This is a genomic window from Streptomyces phaeofaciens (assembly GCF_014648915.1).
GTDB classification, from domain to species: Bacteria; Actinomycetota; Actinomycetes; order Streptomycetales; family Streptomycetaceae; genus Streptomyces; species Streptomyces phaeofaciens.
The window spans coordinates 51065-72706 of sequence record NZ_BMSA01000030.1; the positions used below are offsets into that span (position 1 = coordinate 51065).

Annotated in this window: 11 protein-coding genes; 6 read left to right on the forward strand and 5 right to left on the reverse strand. The window is 71.7% G+C overall.

Going from position 1 to position 21642, the window contains the following annotated elements; genetic code table 11:
• Position 1: 1 nt before the first annotated feature.
• The 5 genes from IE275_RS36810 to IE275_RS36830 form a co-directional block, all read right to left on the reverse strand.
• Entirely contained in the window at positions 2 to 3640 is a 3639-nt protein-coding gene (locus tag IE275_RS36810; RefSeq protein ID WP_189717008.1) for an AAA domain-containing protein, read from the reverse strand.
• Positions 3615 to 7691 carry an AAA family ATPase gene (locus IE275_RS46910; protein WP_189717009.1) on the reverse strand — a complete coding sequence of 1359 codons (4077 nt, stop codon included), beginning with the start codon at positions 7689 to 7691 and terminating at the stop codon, positions 3615 to 3617. The genes IE275_RS36810 and IE275_RS46910 overlap by 26 nt, the downstream gene beginning before the upstream one ends.
• 3 nt (positions 7692 to 7694) lie before the next feature.
• Positions 7695 to 9170 carry an esterase/lipase family protein gene (locus IE275_RS36820; RefSeq protein ID WP_189717010.1) on the reverse strand — a complete coding sequence of 492 codons (1476 nt, stop codon included), beginning with the start codon at positions 9168 to 9170 and terminating at the stop codon, positions 7695 to 7697.
• A 123-nt stretch (positions 9171 to 9293) separates the two neighbouring features.
• Positions 9294 to 10784, reverse strand: a complete 1491-nt coding sequence (locus IE275_RS36825; protein WP_189717011.1) for a cellulose-binding domain-containing protein — start codon at positions 10782 to 10784, stop codon at positions 9294 to 9296.
• Between the two features lie 283 nt (positions 10785 to 11067).
• Positions 11068 to 12387 (reverse strand): radical SAM protein, encoded by a 1320-nt coding sequence (locus IE275_RS36830; protein WP_189717012.1) that lies wholly within the window; start codon positions 12385 to 12387, stop codon positions 11068 to 11070.
• A gap of 150 nt (positions 12388 to 12537) precedes the next feature.
• On the opposite strand from IE275_RS36830, the gene IE275_RS36835 reads away from it, so the two are divergent.
• The 6 genes from IE275_RS36835 (at position 12538) to IE275_RS36860 (ending at position 21594) form a co-directional block, all read left to right on the forward strand.
• Positions 12538 to 13812 carry a D-arabinono-1,4-lactone oxidase gene (locus tag IE275_RS36835; protein WP_189717013.1) on the forward strand — a complete coding sequence of 425 codons (1275 nt, stop codon included), beginning with the start codon at positions 12538 to 12540 and terminating at the stop codon, positions 13810 to 13812.
• 136 nt (positions 13813 to 13948) lie between these two features.
• Complete coding sequence (locus IE275_RS36840) at positions 13949 to 15196, forward strand: ROK family protein (protein ID WP_189717014.1); 1248 nt, start codon at positions 13949 to 13951, stop codon at positions 15194 to 15196.
• Positions 15197 to 15563: 367 nt separating this feature from the next.
• A complete protein-coding gene (locus IE275_RS36845) occupies positions 15564 to 16826 on the forward strand; it encodes an ABC transporter substrate-binding protein (RefSeq protein WP_189717015.1) in 1263 nt (420 codons plus the stop codon).
• 20 nt (positions 16827 to 16846) lie between these two features.
• Positions 16847 to 17812, forward strand: coding sequence for a carbohydrate ABC transporter permease (locus IE275_RS36850; RefSeq protein ID WP_189717016.1), 966 nt, complete (start codon positions 16847 to 16849; stop codon positions 17810 to 17812).
• The gene (locus tag IE275_RS36855; RefSeq protein WP_189717017.1) at positions 17809 to 18705 is read left to right on the forward strand and encodes a carbohydrate ABC transporter permease; all 897 of its coding nucleotides are present in this window, start codon (positions 17809 to 17811) and stop codon (positions 18703 to 18705) included. Before IE275_RS36850 ends, IE275_RS36855 begins: the two co-directional genes overlap by 4 nt.
• A 12-nt stretch (positions 18706 to 18717) precedes the next feature.
• On the forward strand, positions 18718 to 21594 hold the full coding sequence (locus tag IE275_RS36860) for a glycoside hydrolase family 2 TIM barrel-domain containing protein (protein WP_189717018.1): 2877 nt from the start codon (positions 18718 to 18720) through the stop codon (positions 21592 to 21594).
• The last annotated feature ends 48 nt before the right edge of the window (positions 21595 to 21642 follow it).

Consider the following 21642-nt stretch of genomic DNA (forward strand, 5'->3'; position numbering starts at 1 on the left):
GTCACTCCCACTCGTCGGCGTGGACGACATGACCGAACCGCTTCACGGTGTCGGTCACCAGCCGCCAGTCGGAGCCGCCGTGTTCGGCGAAGTGGCTCAGGCTGCCGACCATGACGAGGAGCCGACGGGCCCGGGACATCAGCACGTTGATCATTTCTCCGTGGCCGACGTGGCCGACGCTCTGGAGCGTGTTGCCCCGGACGGTGGACCGCACGAGCGAGACGACCACACGGTGTGCCTCCCTGCCCTGGAAGGAGTGGACCGTGTGCACCCGGCCGCGCAGCGACCCGCGCTGTTTGAGCAGGGCGACCTGGGCGGCGTACGGGGTGAGGACGGCGAGGCTGCCGGCGGCGTCCGGCTCGGTGGGGTCCGAGGGCTGCGGTCTCATGTCGGTGACGAGCCGGTCCACCAGGTCGACCTCGCCGGTGTTGATCCAGTACCCCTCGTCGGCGCAGTCGGGCCGCCCGGTGGTGTCGATCCAGACCAGCGGGGCGTTCTGCAGGAACGCGGGGCTGCGCACGCCGTGCGGCTCGTTGGCGGTGTCGTGGGTGGTGAGGAAGCTGACCGGCAGGCCCAGTTCGTGGTCCTGCTCCGCGGGCTCCTTGGGGTAGAAGGCGCGGCTCGCGGGTTCGGCGATGAGGTGATGCATGCGGAACTGCTTCTCCAGGCTGCCGAGGGGCGGGACCTGCCGGCTCTGCGGTGGCCGCTCCCGCTGGGTGCGGAAGAGCTCGCCGAAGAGGCCGAGCGCCTTCAGATAGCTGGTGCGGGCTTCGTAGTGCCGCCGCACGTCGGGGTCACCGTGCCCGGCGAGGCTGGTCAGGAAGGCCCGCAGGTCGCTCTCCCGGTGCGGGCCGAGCTGCCGGTGGTCGCCGATGAGCGTCCACCGCACACCGAGGACCAGCGGGGTGACGACCTCCGTCGGCCAGGCCTTGGCCGCCTCCTCCAGGAGCACCCAGTCGAACAGGTCCGAGGGGTCGCGGACCGTGTCGGTGACGGTGGCGGCCATGGAACAGGTGGCGAGGACGACGTTGGCGCCGGCCTTGATCCGGTCGGAGACCTCCACCTGGTTGGCCTCGACCTGTTCCAGCCACTGCTGTGCGAGGGCGGCCTCGCTCGGTGTCGCGGCGGCCCGGCCCGGCGTGCCCGCCTGCCGGCCCAGCTTCTGGGTGATGTCGCGCACGACCGCACGGGTCAGCTCGGGCAGGGTGTGCCGGTGCAGGCGGGCGTCGACCTTGTCGATGCCTCGCGCTTCGGACATCTCGCGCAGCAGCAGGATCTGCCCCTTGCCGATGCCGTCGGCGAGTTCCTCGGCCAGCCGGATGCCGAGGTTGTCCAGGGCGAAGTTCGACTGGGCGCTGACCAGGACGCGCGCGCCCTTCTCCATCGTCAGGTAGCGGCTGACGGCGTGGGTGGCCACCGTGGTCTTGCCGGTGCCCGGTGGGCCCTGGAGGGCGTAGAAGGGGTGCATCGACAGCATGTCCCGGATCACGCTGGGGGCGTTGCCCTCCAGGTTTCCGTCGTCGCTGTCGTTGTAGCGGCCGCGGCCGAGGTCGATGGAGAGGGGTTCTCGCAGCGCCCGGATGAGTCCGGGGAGGTTCCCCAGGGAGTGCCGGGCCCGGGCCTGCCGGCCGAGCTGGATGTCGGATCCGGCGTCGGTCGAGGGGCGCAGCCAGCCGGTCTGCGGGACGGGGCCTCCGCCGATCCTGCGCACCATGATCGAGTGGGCGTCGAGGCGCCGGAGGAACTGGAGCTGGATCGGGTTGCGTCCGAAGTACGGCCGTTCCGCGTGGTCGAGCTTGACGAAGGCCTCCTCGTCGGAGCCGAGGTCGGCAACGAAGTCGCCGAAGAGGGGGCGCCGGCGCGGCTCCGCGGCGTAGGCGGTGAGCAGCGCGTTGCTGTGCATCCGGTCGTCGTCGCGGCGCTGGTCGTACGTCAGGACGGCGGTGTTCGCGGCCGCTTCGGCACCCGTCGTGCCCGGTTCCTCCTCGACGCGGACGAACGGGTACTTGCGTGCGTTGAGCTCGACCGTCTGGTAGTCGATCAGGAAGTCGAGAGCGGTGAGGAACGCCTCGTCCTTGTGGTCCTTGCTCCGGGCGCCCACCGACACCGACTCGGTGAGCCGGGTCCACGAGGGGCGGCCGGTCCGGTGGTGGGAGATGTCCTGGCGTGCCTTGTAGGCGACCAGGTCGATGCGGGACAGCCGGCGCCGGGGGTGGGCGTTGACGAGTTCCTGGGCGTAGTCGCGGTCGCGGAGGTACTTGATGACCAGCGTGTCGTCGTAACTGCGCTGGTCGTCCTTGGGGGCCGAGCCGTCGTAGAGGTAGGCGCAGAACCACACCGCGCTCTCGCCGATGAGGACCCACTCCGCCTCGCGCAGTTTCTCCTCACGACCCGTGGCGTAGCCGAAGGCGCCGTTGGGCGATCGGACCAGTTCGGCCTGGCGCAGCTCCTTCTCGAAGAATGCCTTCAGCTCCTCGCGGCCGGCCGCGTCGTCGGGGCTGCGGGAGACCCAGTTGCGCTGCTTGTAGATCGTCTCGACGGATTCGTCGGGCATGAAGGCGACGAGGTGCGGGAGCTGGCTCTCGTCCTTGTCCTCCCAGACGCCGCAGACCGCCTCCCAGTCCCGCTCGATCCTGCGGGCCGCGTCGTAGGACGTGATGCGCGCCTCGGGGCGCTGCTCCAGCATGCTCCTGAGCAGCCGGGTGAGTGCGGCCGGTATCTCGGACCGGTGGGTCAGATGGGCCCGCATCGCGCGGTGCAGCCTGCTGAGGGCCTGGCGCACCCCGGACTCGTCGGCCGCCGCGACACCCGCGTAGTCGTCCGGGACGCAGTCGCTGACCGGACCGCAGAACAGCTCGAAGCCGAGGACACCGAGTCCGAACACGTCCGTGGTGTCCCAGTCCCGGCGCGACGCCGGGACCGCGTCGAAGAGCGAGGGATGCGTCTCGGGGGCCAGGTAGGCGAGATGCCGGGCCGGTTCGACGTGTTCCGGAGGGGTCAGATAGAGCTGTCGGATGCTCTGCTGGGCCTTGTCCCCCTGGGACTGACTGCCCATGGAGCGCAGCAGGTTGCCGATCAGCGTACTCATCTCGAAGCGTTCGAGCCCCAGGGCCATGTGCTCGGACCCCTCGTCGTGGCCCGTCTTGACCCGCAGGGCGCCGAGGGTGAGATTGCGGTGCAGGATGCCGGAGCCGTGCAACTGGCTGAGCGCGTCGACGAGCACGCTGAACTGTTCGAAGGCGGCGATACGGTGTTCCTGTGCCCAGGCGACGGCCCGGTCGATGTTCAGCGGTCTGCCGTTGTCCTGGGTCATGGTGAAGGCGATGGCCTCCGTCGCGTCGAACCCGCCGTCGCTGATCTGCGGCAGGGCGGGGTGGTTGAGGGCCTGGAGGCGCAGCAGACTGCGCACCTCGTGCTCCCAGAGCTCGCCCGCGAACTCGTGGATGCCGTCGAAGACCGACATCTCGAAGGTCTCGTACTCGTCGCCCGGGGTCTGCATGCGCACGCGCATCAGCCGGTTCTCGAGCACGACGACCGGGTCGGTGATCCGCTCGTAGGGGCCGTACGAGGCCCCGGGGCGGCAGAAGAGCCGGTCCACCAGGTCGGCGTACCAGTCAGCGTCCTTGCCCGGTCCGGACATCACGGCCCCCTTCCGTCCGTCCTGCCAGCAGCCAGGACTCCGTGCGTACGACGAGGAGTCCCTCGTCGGTTCCGATCGCGATGCGGCCGTCGCCGAGGTCGGCGAGGCTGAAGCATCTGGTGTCGAGCGTGAGGGTGTGCAGCGGCGTCCGGTCGACGGGCTCCGCGCGGCCGGCGGGGGTCGCGGGGCCGGTCGGGTCGGCGGGGTCCCAGAACCGGACGGTGCAGTCGTTGCCGTCGCCGCAGGAGGCGACGAGGTGCCGCCCGTCGCCCGCGGTGAACTCGATGACGTCGGTCACCCAGTCCTGGTGGGCGTTCAGCGGTGTTCCGTACGGGCGGCCCGTCGCCTCGACGGTGAGTTCTATCCGCTCGCTCCTGCCGTACCGGGCGTGCAGCACCGTCCCGCCCGGCCCGGTCACGAGCGTCGTGCCGGGAGGCGGCCCCGCCCGGTGGTGGCCGGGGGGCACGTCGACGGGCTGCCCGGTGAGGGCGTCGAAGGCCTGGAGGGCGCCGCGCCGGGGTTCGGCGATCAGCACGGTGCGGCCGTCGGGACCGGTGGCGGTGGTGAGCCGCTCGATCCTGCCCATGTGCGGATCGGTCGCGGTGCGGGGGCCCGCGACGGCCGTGCGCGGCCCGGGGTACGGATGCCACACGCTGACGGCGCCGTTGTCGGCGGCGGTGGCCAGCAGCGTGTCGCCGCCCGGCCCCGGGAAGGCGGTGACGGCCAGGCCCTCGGTGGCCACGCCCCGGGAACCGGGGCCGGCCGGACGGTCCTCGGTCGGTGCGCCGGCCGCGCCCTTCGCCGGTGCCTGCGTCCCTCCCTCCGTCACGCCGGTCAGGGCGTCCCAGACACGGACGGCACCGTCGCGGCCGGCGGCGGCGAGCAGCGGACGGTGGCCGTCGGCGGCGGTGAGGACGGTCAGGTCGTACACCGGGCCGTCGGACTCGAACGCGACGACCGGCTCGCCGGTGGCGGGGTCCCACACCCGCACCCCGCCGTCGTCCCACCCGCCGGCCAGTAACGTACGGCGGTCGTCCGGCCGTTCGAAGGCGACCACGGTGCGCGCCGTCGCACCGTCACGGTGTACCGGCTCGCCCCTGCGGCGGAGGTCGCCGGCGGCCCAGACCCGGATCCCGTCACCCGCCGCGCTGGCGAGGAGCGTCGCTCCGTCGGCGTCACGGAACGACGTGAGGGCCCAGACCGGTCCGCCGGTGTGGCCGCGGAACCCGCGGCGCTGCCGGCCGGTCGTCGGCTCCACGAAGCGGATTCCGCCGCCGTACTCCCCGACCGCCAGCAGCGGCACCTCGGCCGAGCCCCCGTCGGCACCGCCGGGCACCAGACAGCCGTGCAGGGAGTGCGGCCACATGCCGTTCTCGAAGGAGTCGACGAGCCGGGGCCGATGCGCGGACAGGTCCCAGATCCGCACGCACTTGTCGTGGCCCGAGGTCGCCAGCAGGGTGGTGCCGGGAAGCGCGGTCACCGAGGTCACCGGCCCGGTGGAGAACGCCGCGGCGGTCGTGACGGCGTACTCGCGGGCCGGGTCCCAGACGTGCAGAGCGCCGCCGTCGTCGACCCCGGCCAGCAGTGCGCCCCCGCCGTGGCCGGTGACGCACGTCAGCGAACGGACCGGTACGCCCGGGTAGGCGAGGGTCAGCCGGGGCGGGCGGGGCCGCAGCCGGGACCAGCACAGCTGCCAGCCCGCGCGCCGCGTGCCCTCGTGCGGCTCCTCCGGTCCGGGGGCGGTCCCGGTGGCGCGGGCCGTACCCAGCTGGCGCAGGCCCACCCGGTCGGCCGGGCCGCCACGCCGCAGGAGGTGGGCGGTGTCCAGGACGCCCAGGACGGCCGGCGGCAGGTTGCCCGACTCGCCCACCGCGCGCAGGACGTCGGTGGCGACGGCCGGTACGGACAGCCGGTCGAGCACCTCCGGCCGCTCGGCGAGCCCGGCCCAGCCCGGGATGCCGGCCGCCGCCGCATGCCCGGAGAGGTGGCGTTCCAGATAGGGGTTGAGCGGCCGGGCGCGGGACTCGTCCGCGAGACGCACCAGCGCCTGCGTGATCCGCAGCGCGCGCCCGCCGGTGTCCTGGGAGCCGGCCCCGGTGAAGTACTCGGCGAAGGTCTGGTGCGCGAGCCGGTGAACGCTCTGCCCGTCCTCACCGTCCAGCATCACGTAGGGCGCGGCGGCCTCGAGGATGTCGTCGATGTCGCCGGGGCCGACGGGGGCTTCGGGGCCGTCACCGAGCGCCGACGCGGCGGTGGCCCAGATCCCGTCCGCCCGGGGCAGCCCTCGGCCCTGCGCGTGGGCGAGGGCCTCGATCAGCCGGTGCGCGCGGGAGTGCCGGGCACCGAGCCGCCGGAGCCCGGCCGCGAAGAGGGCGCGGTGGTCGCTCAGGAGCAGCCCGGCGAGTTCACCGACCCGGTCGGCGGTCAGCAGGCCGGGGTCGGCCAGGATCTCGTGCACGGCGAGGCCCGCGTACAGGAAGTCCCGGTCCGCCGCTTCGTCGCCGACGATCAGCACGGCGGCGCGCCGGACGGCGTCCTGGAAGGCTTCCGGCCCGCCGGAAAAGCCGTCCCGTGCCTGCTCCAGGCTCTGCGTGACGAACGCGGACATCGCCTGTGCGTCGCGGCGTAACCAGTGCACGTGGACATGCTCCTCGCCCGCGCCGAGAGCGTCGAGGAGGTCGTGGTCGGAGCTGGGCGGGCGGTCGGGTGCCTCGCCGGAGGAAGGACGGGATCCGACGACGGTCCGCAGGCCCGGCAGTGTGCCGAGCTCGCGCAGGAGGCCGGCGATGAGCAGGGGCTCGTGCGCCTCGTCCAGGGCGTCCACGAGGAGCGTGTACGTACGGTCGGGGCGGGCCGCCGAACGCAGGGCGTGGACCAGGGCGTTGGAGCGTTCGACGGGGTACAGGGCGTCCGCCGGCACCTCGACGTCCAGGGCCTTGGCGAGCCGGGTGGTGACGTCGTGCGTGGTCGCCCCGGTCAGATGGAGGGTGACGTCGACGTTCGGCAGGTCGAGAGGGTCTTCGTAGTCGGGGCCGGCGAAACCGGCCCGCGACAGCAGCGGCAGCAACTCGCCGAAGCGGGCGTTGGCGTGCAGCAGGACGTTGCCGAGCAGGGCGGACTTGCCGCACCCGGCCCGGCCGCTGACGACCAGGAGGCCCGACCGGTGGTGGGCGAGCCACTCGGCGATGGCGGCGCGGTCGTCGGCGCGCCCGACGAAGTTCCAGGACAGCTCACCGAAGTCGGAGCCGAGCCCCTTGCGGGCGAAGTGCGCCCGCTCAGCCTCCGGCAGTGCGTCGATCGCCGTGCGCAGCCGGGCGTGGTTCTCCACCGAGGCGGTGACCGGGAACGCGGTACGGCGGCGCAGCGGTGGCAGGCCGCCCAGGTTGAGCGCGCCGATGAAGAACGCCTGGGCCTCGTCGAGGTACTGGGCCAGTCCGCTGACGGGAATCTCCGTGTCGTGGTCGGAGTAGCGCTGGGTGAGGATCCGTTCGAGGACGTGGCGGAACGTGCCCAGATGCCCGAGCCCCTCGTCGCGTCCGGAGCCGACGAGCAGCAGACCGCCGGCGCTCTTCGCCGCGCTGATCGCGGCGAGGGCGTGCTCCACGAACCCCTCGGCGCCACAGGCCTCGACGACGACGATGTCCCACTTGCGGTAGTAGGACCTCAGTCGGCGTGCTTCGACGACGTGCCTGGCGAGGAAGGCCGGCGGGATCCGGGAGTCGTCCTCCATCCTCGGGGCGCCCCGCACGTAGAGGGCGGACTCCTGGCCGTTCGAGGTGCCGTGTCCGATCCACAGCAGGACGCCGTTGCGGACGTCCTGCGGGCCGGCCCACGCGGTCAGCCGCTGGTCGACCTGTGCCAGGTCGCGCTCCTCGGGCTTGGCTTCCCAGGGAACGAGGGTGCCGCCGAACTGGGCGAGCAGATCACCGATCGCCCGCGCCTCGTCGTCGGCGTCGAAGTTCTCCTGCCGCACGTAGTCGCCGAGCGCCACGGAATAGACGTCGAAGCCGTCCCCGTCCGGCTCCGCCTCCGGGTTCGTGTCCCCCCACACAGGTCAGCCGCCGAAGTCCGGGTCCTCGGCGCTGACGAGGACCAGCCGGGTGACCGGTTCGCTGCCGCCCGACACCTTGATCCGGTACAGGCCGGGTTCTCGCAGCCGGCACCGGACGCGGAGCGCGCCGGACGTGTCACGGCGCGGCGGCAGCCGCGGGGCGTCGACGACGCGGTCGGTGTCCCCGGTGTCCTCGATCCGGCAGCTCATCCGGCGCGGGTCGTCCTCGCCGGTCACCGTGATCTCGAACTCTTCCTGCACGCCCACGAGATCAGGCACCTCGAGCCCGGTCTCGCCGTGCCCGAGGCGTTGTCCCAGGTCCGTGAGGCGGCGCAGCCCGGTCAACAGTCCGCGCGCCCGGTCGATCGCGCTGCCGCAGCTGGCCAGCGCGCCGTGCTGCTGGGCGTAGGTGCCGCCCTCTTCGGTGCCGTCGACGTGTCCCGCGTAGCGGTAGACGGTGCCGTCACCTCCGCAGTCGTCCTTGAGCGGCCGCCCGATGCCGTCCCGCCACACCTCGTCGTCCGGGTGTCGCTTGAAGACGTACGGCTGGGTCAGGACGACTCCGTCCTTCAGCCGCATGCTCTGCATGGTGTGCTGGGCGATGCCGACGACCATCACATGGTCCGGGATGCGTGTGGAGCGCAGCGCCGTCGTGCGGGAGAGGGACGCCTCGGCCAGTTCCGGGTCGCCACCGAGGGCGGCGATGTCCGCGGGGGTGGGCGCGACCATGTCGTCGGCGGTCTCGACACAGCGGTAGGCGGGGAGCAGATCGTGCAGCCCGGGAAGGGTCCGGGCCAGGTCCCGTAACTGCCGGTGGGGCAGCGGTACGGGCGCGCCGCGCCCGGAGTTGAGGATCGCCGCCGCCTTCACGGCGCCGTGGAACGGTGTGCCGAGGGTGAGCGTGGCGCGTACCCGGTCTGTCGCTCCGGGGATCCGGGTCAGTTCCCGGACCAGCAGGCCGCCCATGGAGTGTGCGACGAGCACCACCTCGGCCGGCCGCCCGTCCGGATCGTGGCGCCGGGCCGCCGCGTACGCGGGATGCTCCGTCCAGGCCCGCAGGTGCCGGTCGATCGCGTCGGCGAGCAGACGGGCGTTGTGCGCGACCGGGAGCCGCCAGTCGTACGCGAACTCGCAGATCGCGGCCGGGTCGGCGACGGCGGGCGTGATTCCCCGGACGAGGCCGGTGTACGGCTCCGTTCCCCCGAGGAGCGGCGACCAGGAGGCGAACTTCAGGAGCCTCCGGGCGGTGATCCGGCCCGTCCGGCCGGCCCGCTCCTCGTCGGTGACGGCGAGTGCCGCCATCCCGCTCTTGTGATGCCAGCGGGCGGAGTACGCGAGCGCTCTCCGCATGCCCCACAGAACACGGCCGGAGTCCGTCTCGACCAGCTCGCTGCCCATGATCCCCGGGATGATCACTACGGCGTCGTGGGTCGCGGCATTCCCGACCACGGGCAGGTTGACGGGGTCTAAGTGCTCCATGGGCCGAGAGCCTACGGTGAGACCTGCCCGTCTCGTGGCGTGTCCCCCGAATGTGCCCATCCTGTCCACACCACGACTTCCCTGTGGTGCGGACAGCGTGGTCTCCTCGGGTCGTGCCCCGCGTCAGCCCTCCGCGCAGTCCTGCCCGTTGAGGGAGAACTCCCGCGGCGCGGTGTTCGTGTCCTGCCAGGAGGCGAGGAAGCCGAAGGAGAGGCTGCCGCCGGCGGGAACGGAGCGGTTGTAGTCGGCGGCGGTCGCGACGACCCGGGAGCCGTTCTGCGCGAAGCTCGCGTCCCACATCTGGTCGACCCGCTGGCCGTTGCGGAAGGACCAGGCGATCCGCCAGGTGTCGAGGGCGTCGACGGTGGTCACGGTGACGGTGGCCTGGAAGCCGTCCGGCCACTGGTTGACCAGCTTGTACGCGACCGTGCAGGCGGCGGCGTCGTCGGAGCCGGACGTCTCGCCGGTGCCGGCGGTGGACGAGGAGGTGCCCTGCGGCTCGGGGTCGGGCCGTTCCCCGCCGGAGGCGGTCGGCGTGCCGTCGGCGGACGGGGTCGGGTCGGTCGCGGGCCGCGCGGCCGAGGTGGCGGGGGCGACGGTCGGCTGGGAGGGGGCGGCGGAACCGGCCACCGGGGTGCTGTCGGTGGGACCGCCCTGGGCGTCGTTGACGGTGCCGCTGTCGCCGGGTGACATCGAGACGGCGAGGGCCAGCGCGGAGACCATGACGGCGGCGGCGACGAGCCCGCCCCGCACGGCGCGGGCACGGTTGGTGGCGGCCCGTCCGGTCTCGGCCTCGACGTCCGGCGTGTCGGGGCGTCCGGCGCCCAGCCGGACCTCGGCGGCCCGGCGGCGGCGCTCCAGGTAGGCCAGGCCGCCCCAGCCGATGACCCCGCCGACCAGTGCGGCGGGCAGACCGCCGCCGTGCAGCCGCAGACAGGCGGCGGCCTCGGCGCACTCCACGCAGGTGGCGAGGTGCCGGGAGAGGTCGTCGGGTGTCTCGGCGGAGTTCGAGCGGGTGACGGCGTCCAGCAGCCGGACGTAGCTGCGGCACTCCGCGGACATCGGCGTGTCGAGGTGGTTGCGGTGGCAGCGGTCCCGGAACAGACCCCGGACCTGGTTCAGTTCCTCGACGGCGGCGGACGGGTCGAGGCCCTGCCGGCGGACCACGGAGTGCAGGGGCAGCGCCTCCACCTCCGCCAGCCACAGCAGGGTGGCGTCCTGTTCCTGCATGTCGCGCAGGCCACGCAGCGCGATGGGGCGGCTGAGCGGAGGCCCGGTGTAGCGTGCGGCCTTCTCCGAGTTGAGCCAGAGCCGCAGATCGGGGTCGAGTTTGTGGCCCTGGCCCTCGGCCTCCCAGGCGGCCGCGGTGGCGCGTACGGCGGTCAGCAGCAGGGGGATCCGGGGCAGCCGGGACGAACGACGGCCGGTGCCTCGCCCGGTACCGTCCTCGGCGGCGCGGGCCTCGCGTATGCCGAACGCGAACGCCTCGCGGGCCAGTTGGTTCGCCGCGGTCGAGCCGGAGGTGCACAGGTCCGCATACGACAGGACGGCGTCCCAGCACTCGGAGAACAGCGCTGCCTCGGCGGCGTCCTTCGGGGTCGGCAGGTCGGGCATGAGTCTCCTGCATCCACAAGCGAGGTCAACTCACCATGACGGCAATGGAGTTGGGGGGAACCTCGCGGCAGTGGCAGAGCTTTTCACGTAACCCGCACAACTGACAAGCGCCCTGTTCAGATGTCATGTCAGGACGTCCGGACAGACAGCCGCGCTCCGCTCGAACCCGCTCCCCCGGCTCCGTTCGCCGCCGTTCTCCGCCTTCTTGTACGGACGCGAGCGCCCGACGACTCAGCCCCGGAGCCGGGAATTGTGGGAAACCCCTTGAGGAACCGTGCGGGGACTATACGGCCGAGGTCTCCTGCGCCGGAAGGCTGTCCATGAAGGAACTGACGGAGAACACGGCGCGACCGGGGCCGGGCGGGCCGTAGCCGGGGGGCGAGGCGAGCCCGAACTCGTCCATCGTCGCCCGGTAGGCCTCCAGCAACCGGATGTGGTACTCCAGCGGCGCGCCCTGCGGATTGGCCTTGCCGAGCGGGGTGGTCGGCTCCGGGCACCAGGTGGTGAAGCGGGGCGTGATGCCGTGCGACATGAAGAAGCGCAGCCCCTCGGTGGTCGACGCGATCGCCTCGTCGACGGTGGTGAAGCCGAACGGCTCGGCCATCTCCACGCCCGCCACGAAGTTGGGGATGACATTGCGCGCCCCGAACACCTCGGCGGAGTCGAGGATGCGCCGGTGCCACTCGTCGCGGCCGACGTAACGCTCCTTGCCCGGGCAGTACAGCTCGAACAGCCGGCGGTCCCACACCTCGTAGTTGGGGTGGTAGATCTGCACCCCGTAGTCCTTGAACCGCTGCACGTCGTCGCGCGGCAGCGCCTGGGCGACGACCTTGCCGATCCAGCGGCCCGGGAAGCGCTCCTCGATGGCCTTGGCGTAGTGCCCGTAGAAGTCGGCTTCGTCCCGCCCGGCGACCGTCTTGGTGATGGCGCCGCCGGTGAGGGTGTAGGCGGTGGACGCCTTCGCGGTGTCGTACTTGTCGATGATCTCCAGCGCCTCCAGCACCTCCTCCACGTCCTTGACGCCGGTGTAGGGCCGGCCGGCCGCCTTGTGCTGGCGCCAGTTGTGGTTGATGTCGCAGTACTGGCACTCCTCCTTGGCACCGAAGTACTGGCAGACCCGGAAGACGGTCAGATAGATCAGGTAGCCCCACTGGATGGTGGGGGCGACCTCCATGACGGACTTCCCGTTGGAGAGCGTGTGCCGGTAGTACTCGGGCATCGGCGGCACCCCGACGTCGGCGATGCGCCCGCCGTCCAGATAGAGCCCGAGGAGCCCGTCGTCGTCCGCCGCCACCCGGTACGGCGAGGACGGGTTCACCCGCACGGAGACCACGGTCCGCCGCAGGTCGTACGGCCCGCCGGTGAGGATGATCTCCTCCGGCGGCCGGCGCAGCGCGGCCTCGCCCAGCTCGGGCAGGGTGCCGTGGTCGAAGGAGAAGATGAAGTACGACTTCGGCTTGACCTCGCCGGACTCGTTGTCGCTCAGCGCGGAGGGGTCGAAGGCCACCCCGCCGCGCAGCAGGTCCTCCTTGAAGACGGCCTCCCGCGGAACATGCGGAAACCGCTCCATCAGATCCTCGACCAGCGCGGTACGGCTGCCCATCCGTCTCTCCTCCCGGCTCAGGCGTACGACTCCTCACGGTATGCCCCCGGCGACGCGCGGGTGGTGGCGGGGGGCCTCGTGTTGCGGACGCGGTAGGTTCCACCTGGGAACCGGCGGGTTCTCGATCTCTTCAGAAGGGGCGGCAGTCGTATGGCCGAGACCGTGCCGCAGACGGCGGGACCGCGCTGGACGGGGACGAACTGGGCGGGCAACATCACGTTCGCCGCGCGGGAGCTGCACCGCCCCGGCACGCTCGACGCGCTGCGCGCGCTGGTGGCGGACGCCGCGCGCGTGCGGGTGCTGGGCAGCGGGCACTCGTTCAACCCGATCGCCGAGCCGGGCGCGCACGGCGTCCTGCTGTCCCTGGACGCCCTGCCGGCGGAGGTGGACGTCGACACGGCGGCGCGGACCGTGCGGGTCGGCGGCGGGGTGCGGTACGCCGAGCTGGCGCGCCGGGTGCACGCGCACGGTCTCGCGCTGGCGAACATGGCGTCCCTGCCGCACATCTCGGTGGCGGGCTCGGTGGCGACCGGTACGCACGGCTCGGGCGTCGGCAACGGCCCGCTCGCGGCGCCCGTGCGGGAGGTGGAGATCGTCGCGGCGGACGGTTCCACCGTCGTCGTCGGACGGGACGACCCGCGCTTCGGCGGGGCGGTCACCTCCCTCGGCGCACTCGGTGTGGTCACCGCGCTCACCCTGGACCTGGAACCCGACTACCGGGTCGAGCAGCACCTGTTCACCGAACTCCCGCTGGACGGACTGGACTTCGAGGCGGTCGCGGGGGCGGCGTACAGCGTGAGCCTGTTCACCGACTGGGGTGCGCCGGGCTTCCGTCAGGTGTGGCTGAAGCGGCGTACCGACCAGCCGCTCGCCGCCTTCGGGTGGGCCGCGCCCGCGACCGTGGCACTGCACCCGGTGCCGGGGATGCCGGCGGTCCACTGCACCGAGCAGTTCGGGGTGCCGGGGCCGTGGCACGAGCGGCTGCCGCACTTCCGGGCGGAGTTCACGCCGAGCAGCGGACAGGAGCTCCAGAGCGAGTACCTGCTGCCGCGCGAGCACGCCCTCGGGGTGCTGCACGCGCTCGACGGGATCCGGGAGACGGTCTCCCCCGTGCTGCAGACCTGCGAGGTGCGGACGGTCGCCGCCGACGAGCAGTGGCTGAGCCCGGCGTACGGGCGGGACTCCGTCGCCGTGCACTTCACCTGGGTCGAGGACACCGCGGCCGTCCTGCCGGTGGTACGGGCGGTGGAGGCCGCGCTGGAGCCCTTCGCGCCGCGGCCGCACTGGGGGAAGGTGTTCGAGATGCCGGCCGCCGTGGTCCGGGGACGCTATCCGCGGCTCGGCGACTTCACGGCCCTGGTACGGGAGCTGGATCCGGCCGGGAAGTTCACCAACGCCTTCGTGCGCGACGCCCTGGGGAGCTGAACCGGGCCACCCCGGCCCGGACTTCATAAAGCCCCTTTCCTAACCCCTTGTCGAACCTCGCGGTTGCCCATAGCCTGACGCCGCGCCGGTGCCGTCACGGTCCTCGGCACCCGTGGCGGTCGGCGAAGGGAGCGCGATGAAGCGCGGCACATCACGGGACATCCGCACCGCGAACCGCTACGAGGTGCTGCGCCAGATCATCGCCGCCTCCCCCACCTCCCGGCAGGAGCTGGCGGCCGCCACCGGGCTGTCGCTGGCCACGGTCGCCACCCTCGTCGGCGAGCTGCTCGACCTCCGGATGATCACGGAGGTCGGGTTCGAGGACTCGGCGGGCGGCCGCCCCCGGGGCCTCGTGGCCGTCAACGCGTCGGGGGGCGCGTTGATCGGCGTCGACATCGCGGAGACGTACGTCCATGTCGAGCTGTTCGACCTGGCGCTGAACGTCCTGGCCCGCGCCGAGGAGCACATGCGCCCCGGGGAGAGCCGGCCGGAGCAGGTGATCGGCCATGTCAGCGCGGCCGTCGGCTCGGTGGTCGCGCAGGCCGGGGTCGAGGCGGCCCGGGTGCTCGGCGTCGGGGTGAGTGTGCCGGGGCAGGTGGACCGGAGCACCGGCATCGCCGAGTACGCCCCCAACTGGGACTGGCACGACGTGCCGTTGCTCGACCTGCTCTCCGAACACATCGCGTATCCGCTGTACTTGGACAACCCGCTGCGCGCGAGCGCGGTCGCCGAGCTGTGGTTCGGTGCGGCGCGCGGCCACGGTGACACGGTCGTGGTCAACCTCGGCACGGGTGTGGGCGCCGGACTCGTCCTGGGCGGCGGGCTGCACCGGGGGGTCAGCAACAGCGCCGGCGAGTGGGGGCACACCACGCTGGTGCTCGACGGGCGGTTGTGCCGGTGCGGCAACCACGGCTGCGTGGAGACGTACGTCGGCGCGCTCGGGATCATGCAGAACCTGCGGGAACTCAGCCCGCGCAGCGCCTTGTTGCATCCGGGGGACCAGACCGCCACCATCGACGCGCTGGCGGCGGGCGTCGCCGCGAGGGAGCCGGAGGCCGTCAAGGTCGTCCGGGACACGGCCCGTTACCTCGGCGCCGGTATCGCCGTCCTGGTCAACGTCCTCAATCCCGAGGTGGTCGTCCTGAGCAGCTGGGTCGCGGCCCGGCTCGGCGAGCCCCTCCTGGAGGAGGTGCGCGAGGCGGTCGCCCGGCACGCGCTGAAACGGCCGCTGGCCGCGAGCCGGATCGTCCTCTCCCCCATCCCCACCGACCCGGTCTGTCTGGGTGCGGCGACGTTCGCGCTCGAAGGGGCGCTCCAGTCGGTCGGGCAGCGCAGCACCAAGCGCACGAGCCCGGCACGGAGCCGCACCGCGCCGTCCGCCTGACCCGGGGGGATCGGGGAATCGGGGGACCGAGGGAGCGGGGCGAGCAGGGAGGGCCGGGAGAGCCAGGCCCCCGGCCGCGGCCGGGTACCGGCGGCGCGGACCACCGCAGCACCCCCAACTGCCGCTCCCCACCGTCTCTTTCCCCGCCCGCGTTCCCCGTTGCCGACCGCTCTACACACCCCCTCCCCCACCCCCTCCCCACCCCCATGTTCGCCATCCCGAACACTTCACAACTCTTCGAACAGGCTTCGTCCAACCCCTTGCCGAAGCCTTAGCCGAAGGTTAACGTCCCGCACCGCAGCCAGATTTGAGCCACCTGGCGCTGAGTCCCAGAGCCGTAGCCGTACTTCGAGACAAGGACGTCAGCATGTCGGCAATGAGCAACAGCAACTGGTCCCGCCGTTCCCTCTTCCGGGCCGCCGCGGGCATGGCCGCGGCCGGCACGCTCGCCGCGTGCGGCGGCAACAACGGCAGAAGCGGGGGCGGTTCGGGCGACTCGCTCGTCCAGTACTTCCACGCCTACGGCGAGGCGGGCACCGAGCAGGCCGTCAAGCGGTACGCGAAGGCCTACAAGGACGCGAACGTCAGCACGCAGTGGATCACCGGCTCGAACTTCGAGAGCAAGCTCTTCGCCTCGCTGCTCACCCAGAACGCGCCCGACCTCTTCGAGTTCCACCCGCAGATCCAGCTCGTCGAGAGCGGGCAGGTGGCGGACCTGACGGACATCATCGAGCCGGTCAAGGACGACTTCAACCAGGCCGACATCCAGTCGCACACGGTCGACGGCAAGATATACGGCGTCCGTATGATCGACGACCCGCAGTTCTTCTTCTACCGCAAGTCGCTGCTGGAGAAGGCCGGCCTCGAGGTGCCGCAGACCCTCGACGAACTGCTCGAAGTCGCCGCCAAGCTCACCACCGACAAGGTCAAGGGCGTCTACCTCGGCAACACGCTCCAGGCGGTCATCCGCCCGATGATCTGGGCGGCCGGTGCCGACACCCTGGACGCGAAGAACCAGCCCGCCTACCACACCGACGGCGTCGTCGGCGGCATCAAGCAGATGCGCAAGCTGTTCACCAGCGGCGACCTGCTCCTGGACGCCCCGGCCGACTACTGGGACCCGTCCGCGCTCGTGCAGGGCCTCACCGCCATCCAGTTCTGCGGCATGTGGGCCATGCCCGTCATGCAGAAGGCGCTCGGCGACGACCTCGGGATCTTCCCCTTCCCGAAGGTCGGCGACGCGGGCAAGCCCTCGGTCTACAACGGCGGCTGGTCGATGTTCGTCAACGCCAAGGGCGACAAGGTCGACGAGGCCAAGGAGTACGTGAAGTGGCTGTGGATCGACCAGAAGGAGTACCAGGAGGACTGGGCGCTCTCCTACGGCTTCCACATCCCGCCGCGCACCTCGATCGCCCAGTCCGCCGAGAAGCTCAAGTCCGGTCTGCCGGCCGAGGGCGTCAAGCTCTTCAGCGACTACGGGCACTTCGACAACATCGGCTGGACCCAGGCCATGATCAAGGCGACGGAGGACGTGTTCGCCGACTCCGTGCGCAAGGGCGGTGACCCCGAGGCCTCGCTCGACAAGTGCGACAAGGTCGTGGGCGCCGAGCTCAAGAAGCTGTTCGGATAGGCCGGCGGACGGACCCCGACATGTCGACCACCACCGAGCTCGACTCCGCCCCCTCCGCTCCGGCCAAGGCCTCCCCGGCCCGGCCCCGGCGGGGGCTGCGGGGCAGCGGGACGTTCAACTTCTGGCTCTTCACCGGGCCGTTCCTCGTCGGCCTGCTGATCTTCGTCTACGTGCCGATCGGCTGGAGCATCTGGCTCAGCTTCTTCGAGGCCCGCTTCACCGTCACCCCCAGCACGTTCGTCGGCTTCGACAACTACCGCTTCATGCTGGAGAACGACAACTTCACCGGCGCCCTCGGCACGTTCACCGTCTTCGCCGCGATCATCGTGCCCACCACCTGGGCGCTCTCGCTCGGTCTGGCGCTCCTGGTGAACCGGCTCCGGTTCATGCGGGCGTTCTTCCGGTCGGTCTTCTTCCTGCCGACGGCGTGCAGTTACGTGGCCGCTTCCCTCATCTGGAAGATGTCCCTCTTCAACGGGGTCCGCTTCGGTCTGGCGAACACCGTGATCGGCTGGTTCGGCGTCGAGAACGTCGCCTGGCTCGCCAACCCCGACCCGCCGTGGTACTGGCTGGTCATCGTCAGCGCGCGACTGTGGCTTCAGTCCGGTTTCTACATGATTCTCTTCCTGGCCGCGCTCCAGAACATCCCGGACGAGCTGTACGAGGCCGCCGCGCTCGACGGCGCCAAGCCCGGCTGGCAGACCTTCCGGTACATCACGCTGCCGCAGCTGCGGGCCACCTCGACGGCCGTGATCCTGCTGCTGCTGATCGCCGCCTACCAGGCCTTCGACGAGTTCTTCAACCTGCTGTCCAAGACCACCTGGGGCCGGCCGCCGCTCGTCGAGCTCTACTACACCGCGCTCGGCGACAACCAGGACTACGGCGCGGGCAGCGCGGGCGCCGTGATCCTCACACTGCTGATCATCCTCGTCACCCTGTTCCAGGGCAGGATCATGGGATTCGGAAGGGGTGAGGAGTCCAAGTGACCACCACCGTGACCAAGGCGCGGGACGCCGTACCCGGCCGGCCCCGCACCCCGCGCGGCGGCCGGCGCGGCTCCGTACTGGGCTCCACCGGCCTGTACCTCGCCGTCGGTGTCGCCGCTCTCCTCTTCCTCGTCCCGTTCTACGTCCTGATCCGCAACGCCTTCGCCACCGACCCCGAGATCACCGGGGAGGAGTGGACGTTCTTCCCCACCGACATCCAGTGGGGCAACATCACCGAGCCGTTCGAGGACACCACCGTCGACTTCGGCCAGTCGATGGTGAACTCCCTCGTCGTCGGCGTCCTGCACACCGTCGGCACCCTGCTGGTGTGCTCGCTGGCCGGCTACGGCCTGGCCCGCATCCCGTACCGGCACGCCGACAAGGTCTTCTACGGCGTCCTGTTCACGCTGATGGTCCCCACGGCCGTCACGTTCGTGCCCGGCTTCGTGCTGGTGTCGTCCCTCGGCTGGATCGACTCCTACCGAGGACTGATCATCCCGGGCCTGTTCAGCGGTTTCACCTGTTTCCTGTTCCGGCAGTACTTCCTGGGGTTCCCCAAGGAGCTGGAGGAGGCGGCGCGGGTGGACGGCCTGGGCTACTGGGGCGCGTACTGGCGGGTCGTCGTACCCAACTCGCTGAACTTCTTCGCCGCGATCGCCACCATCACCTTCATCAACGGCTGGAACTCCTTCCTGTGGCCCCTGGTCATCGGCCAGGACCCCAGCGCCTGGACGGTCCAGGTCGCGCTGTCGTCGTACATGACGAACCAGACCGTCAACTACCACCTGATCTTCATGGCCACGGCCATTTCCCTGCTGCCCCTGCTGCTCGTCTTCCTCTTTTTGCAGCGCTGGCTGGTGCAGGGGATCGCGCAGACCGGCATCAAGGGATGACCTAGGAGACAGATGTCCTTCCGCACCACCGGAACCACGTCCGCCGCCGACTACGTCGAGGACGTCTCGCCGGGCAGCGGGGCCCTCGCGCCCCGCGCCTGGTACGCGTCCTCGGACGCGAAGTCCCTGTCGCTGAACGGCAGATGGCGCTTCCGGCTGTCGCCGACGGCGGACGCCGAGGACGAGACGTTCGCCGGCACCGGCTACGACGCCGGGGGCTGGGCCGAGGTCACGGTCCCGGGCCACTGGGTCCTCCAGGGCGACGGGGCCTTCGGGGCGCCGATCTACACCAACGTCCTCTATCCTTTCCCGGTGGACCCGCCCCGGGTCCCCACGGAGAACCCGACCGGCGACCATCTGCGCACCTTCGACCTGCCGGCGGACTGGCCCGCCGGCGGGGGCGCCGTCGTGCGCTTCGACGGCGTCGAGTCCTGCGCCCGGGTATGGCTGAACGGCACCGAGCTGGGTGAGTTCAAGGGCTCGCGGCTGGCCCACGAGTTCGCCGTCGAACATCTGCTCAGGCCCACGGGGAACGTCCTCGCCGTCCGCGTCCACCAGTGGTCGGCGGGGTCCTATCTGGAGGACCAGGACCAGTGGTGGCTGCCGGGCATCTTCCGTGACGTGACCCTGCTGCACCGCCCGGCGGACAGCGCGCTCGACTTCTTCGTGCACTCCGCCTACGACCATGTCACCGGCGAGGGCACCCTGCGCGTCGACTCCGACGTCGACGGGCGGGTGACCGTGCCCGCCCTCGACATCGATGTCGCCACCGGGGAGACGGTCACGGCGACGGTCCGGCCGTGGACGGCCGAGACCCCTGCGCTCTACGACGGGGTCCTCGACACCGGCGGCGAGCGCGTCCCGCTGCGCATCGGTTTCCGTACGGTGGAGCTCGCGGACGGTCTGATCAAGGTCAACGGCAGGCCGGTCCTGTTCAAGGGCGTCAACCGCCACGAGTGGCATCCTGAGCGGGGCCGCGCCCTGGACGTGGAGACGATGCGCCAGGACGTGCTGCTGATGAAGCGGCACAACGTCAACGCCGTCCGCACCTCGCACTATCCGCCGCACCCCGCCTTCCTCGACCTGTGCGACGAGTACGGCCTGTGGGTGATCGACGAGTGCGACCTGGAGACCCACGGCTTCGAGCAGCAGGCCTGGCGGGACAACCCCGTCGACGACGACCGCTGGACCCCGGCCCTGCTGGACCGCGCCGCCCGCATGGTGGAGCGCGACAAGAACCACCCGTCGGTGGTGATCTGGTCCCTGGGCAACGAGGCCGGCACCGGACGCGGTCTCACCGCGATGGCCGAGTGGATCCACGGCCGCGACACCTCGCGCCTCGTGCACTACGAGGGCGACGCGGACTGCCGTGACACCGACATGTATTCACGGATGTACGCCGACCACGCCGAGGTCGAGCGGATCGGCCGGGGCCTGGACGGCGGCACCCACCGGCGACGGCACCTTCCGTTCATCCTGTGCGAGTACGCCCACGCCATGGGCAACGGCCCCGGCGGACTCGCCGACTACCAGCGGATCTTCGAGGACCACGCCCGGGTGCAGGGCGGCTTCGTCTGGGAGTGGATCGACCACGGCATCGCGCACCCCACGCTGGGCTACGCCTACGGCGGTGACTTCGGCGAGGAGCTGCACGACGGGAACTTCGTCTGCGACGGACTGCTCCTGCCCGACCGCACCCCGTCCCCCGGCCTCGCCGAGTTCAGGAAGGTGATCGAACCGGTTTCCGTCGAGGGCTCCGGCGACGGCACCGTCCGGATCACCAACAAGCAGGACTTCGCCGACCTCACGGCGCTCGCCTTCACCTGGGTGTTCCGGGCCGACGGCGAGACCCTCGCCTCGGGCGTGCTGCCGGTGCCGGCGCTCGCGGCGGGCGAGTCGGCCGTCGTGAAGCTGCCGCGGCCGCCGGCCGACGCGCCGGCCGGTGCGGAGACCGGGTGGACGGTCCGGGCCGTGCTCGCCGGGAGCACCCCGTGGGCGCCGCGGGGGCACGAGGTGGCGTGGGGGCAGATACCGCTCACGGCACGGGCGGCGCCGTCCGTGGACCGGACCGACGGCCCGGTCGTCGGCGAACGGCTGATCACCCTGGGTCCGGCCTCCTTCGACGCCCGCACCGGCGCGCTCCGGTCGATCGGCGCGGTCGAGGTGACCGGGCTGCGACTGGACGTCTGGCGGGCGACCACCGACAACGACGACGGCTCCGCGTGGCAGGCGGACACCCGCTACGGCGAGCGGTGGCGCACGCTCGGCCTGCACCGGATGCGCCACCGCCTGGACGCCGTCGAGGCCGACGACGACAGCCTGACGGTACGGACCCGGGTGGCGCCGGCCGCGGCGGAGGCCGGCCTGTCGACGGTGTACCGGTGGACGTCCGACGGGAACCGGCTGCGGCTGACCGTGTCCGTGACGCCCGACGGCGACTGGACGGTGCCGCTGCCCCGGCTCGGCGTCCGCTTCGGACTGTCCGCGGCCGACACGGTGACCTGGTTCGGCGGCGGTCCGGGCGAGGCGTACCCGGACAGCCGGGCGGCCTCGGAGGTGGGCCGCTGGCAGTCGACGGTGGACGCTCTCCAGACGCCGTACGTCCGGCCGCAGGAGAACGGCGCCCGCGCCGACGTCCGCTGGGCTCGGCTCGGCGGACTGCGGATCGACGGCGACCCGGAGTTCTGGTTCACCGCCCGCCGCTGGACCGGCGAACAGCTGGACGCCGCGCGGCACCGCACCGACCTCACGCCCGGCGGAACCGTCTGGGTCAACCTCGACCACGGCCAGCACGGCATCGGCTCCCAGTCCTGCGGCCCGGGCCCGCTGCCGCGGTACTGGCTGAACGTGGCACCGGCCGAGTTCTCCTTCGTGTTCTCGGCCGAGTGACCGAACGACCGGCATTCCGACACCCTGAGGACGTCTCCCGCGGCCGGC

What these genes read in the sequence shown, in the direction of transcription:
- IE275_RS36825 (WP_189717011.1), bottom strand. Translation starts at nt 10,784, where the DNA reads ATGCCCGACCTGCCGACCCCGAAGGACGCCGCCGAGGCAGCGCTGTTC.
- IE275_RS36860 (WP_189717018.1), top strand. Translation starts at nt 18,718, where the DNA reads ATGTCCTTCCGCACCACCGGAACCACGTCCGCCGCCGACTACGTCGAG.
- IE275_RS36840 (WP_189717014.1), top strand. Translation starts at nt 13,949, where the DNA reads ATGAAGCGCGGCACATCACGGGACATCCGCACCGCGAACCGCTACGAG.
- IE275_RS36850 (WP_189717016.1), top strand. Translation starts at nt 16,847, where the DNA reads ATGTCGACCACCACCGAGCTCGACTCCGCCCCCTCCGCTCCGGCCAAG.
- IE275_RS36835 (WP_189717013.1), top strand. Translation starts at nt 12,538, where the DNA reads ATGGCCGAGACCGTGCCGCAGACGGCGGGACCGCGCTGGACGGGGACG.
- IE275_RS36810 (WP_189717008.1), bottom strand. Translation starts at nt 3,640, where the DNA reads ATGTCCGGACCGGGCAAGGACGCTGACTGGTACGCCGACCTGGTGGAC.
- IE275_RS36845 (WP_189717015.1), top strand. Translation starts at nt 15,564, where the DNA reads ATGTCGGCAATGAGCAACAGCAACTGGTCCCGCCGTTCCCTCTTCCGG.
- IE275_RS36830 (WP_189717012.1), bottom strand. Translation starts at nt 12,387, where the DNA reads ATGGGCAGCCGTACCGCGCTGGTCGAGGATCTGATGGAGCGGTTTCCG.
- IE275_RS36820 (WP_189717010.1), bottom strand. Translation starts at nt 9,170, where the DNA reads ATGGAGCACTTAGACCCCGTCAACCTGCCCGTGGTCGGGAATGCCGCG.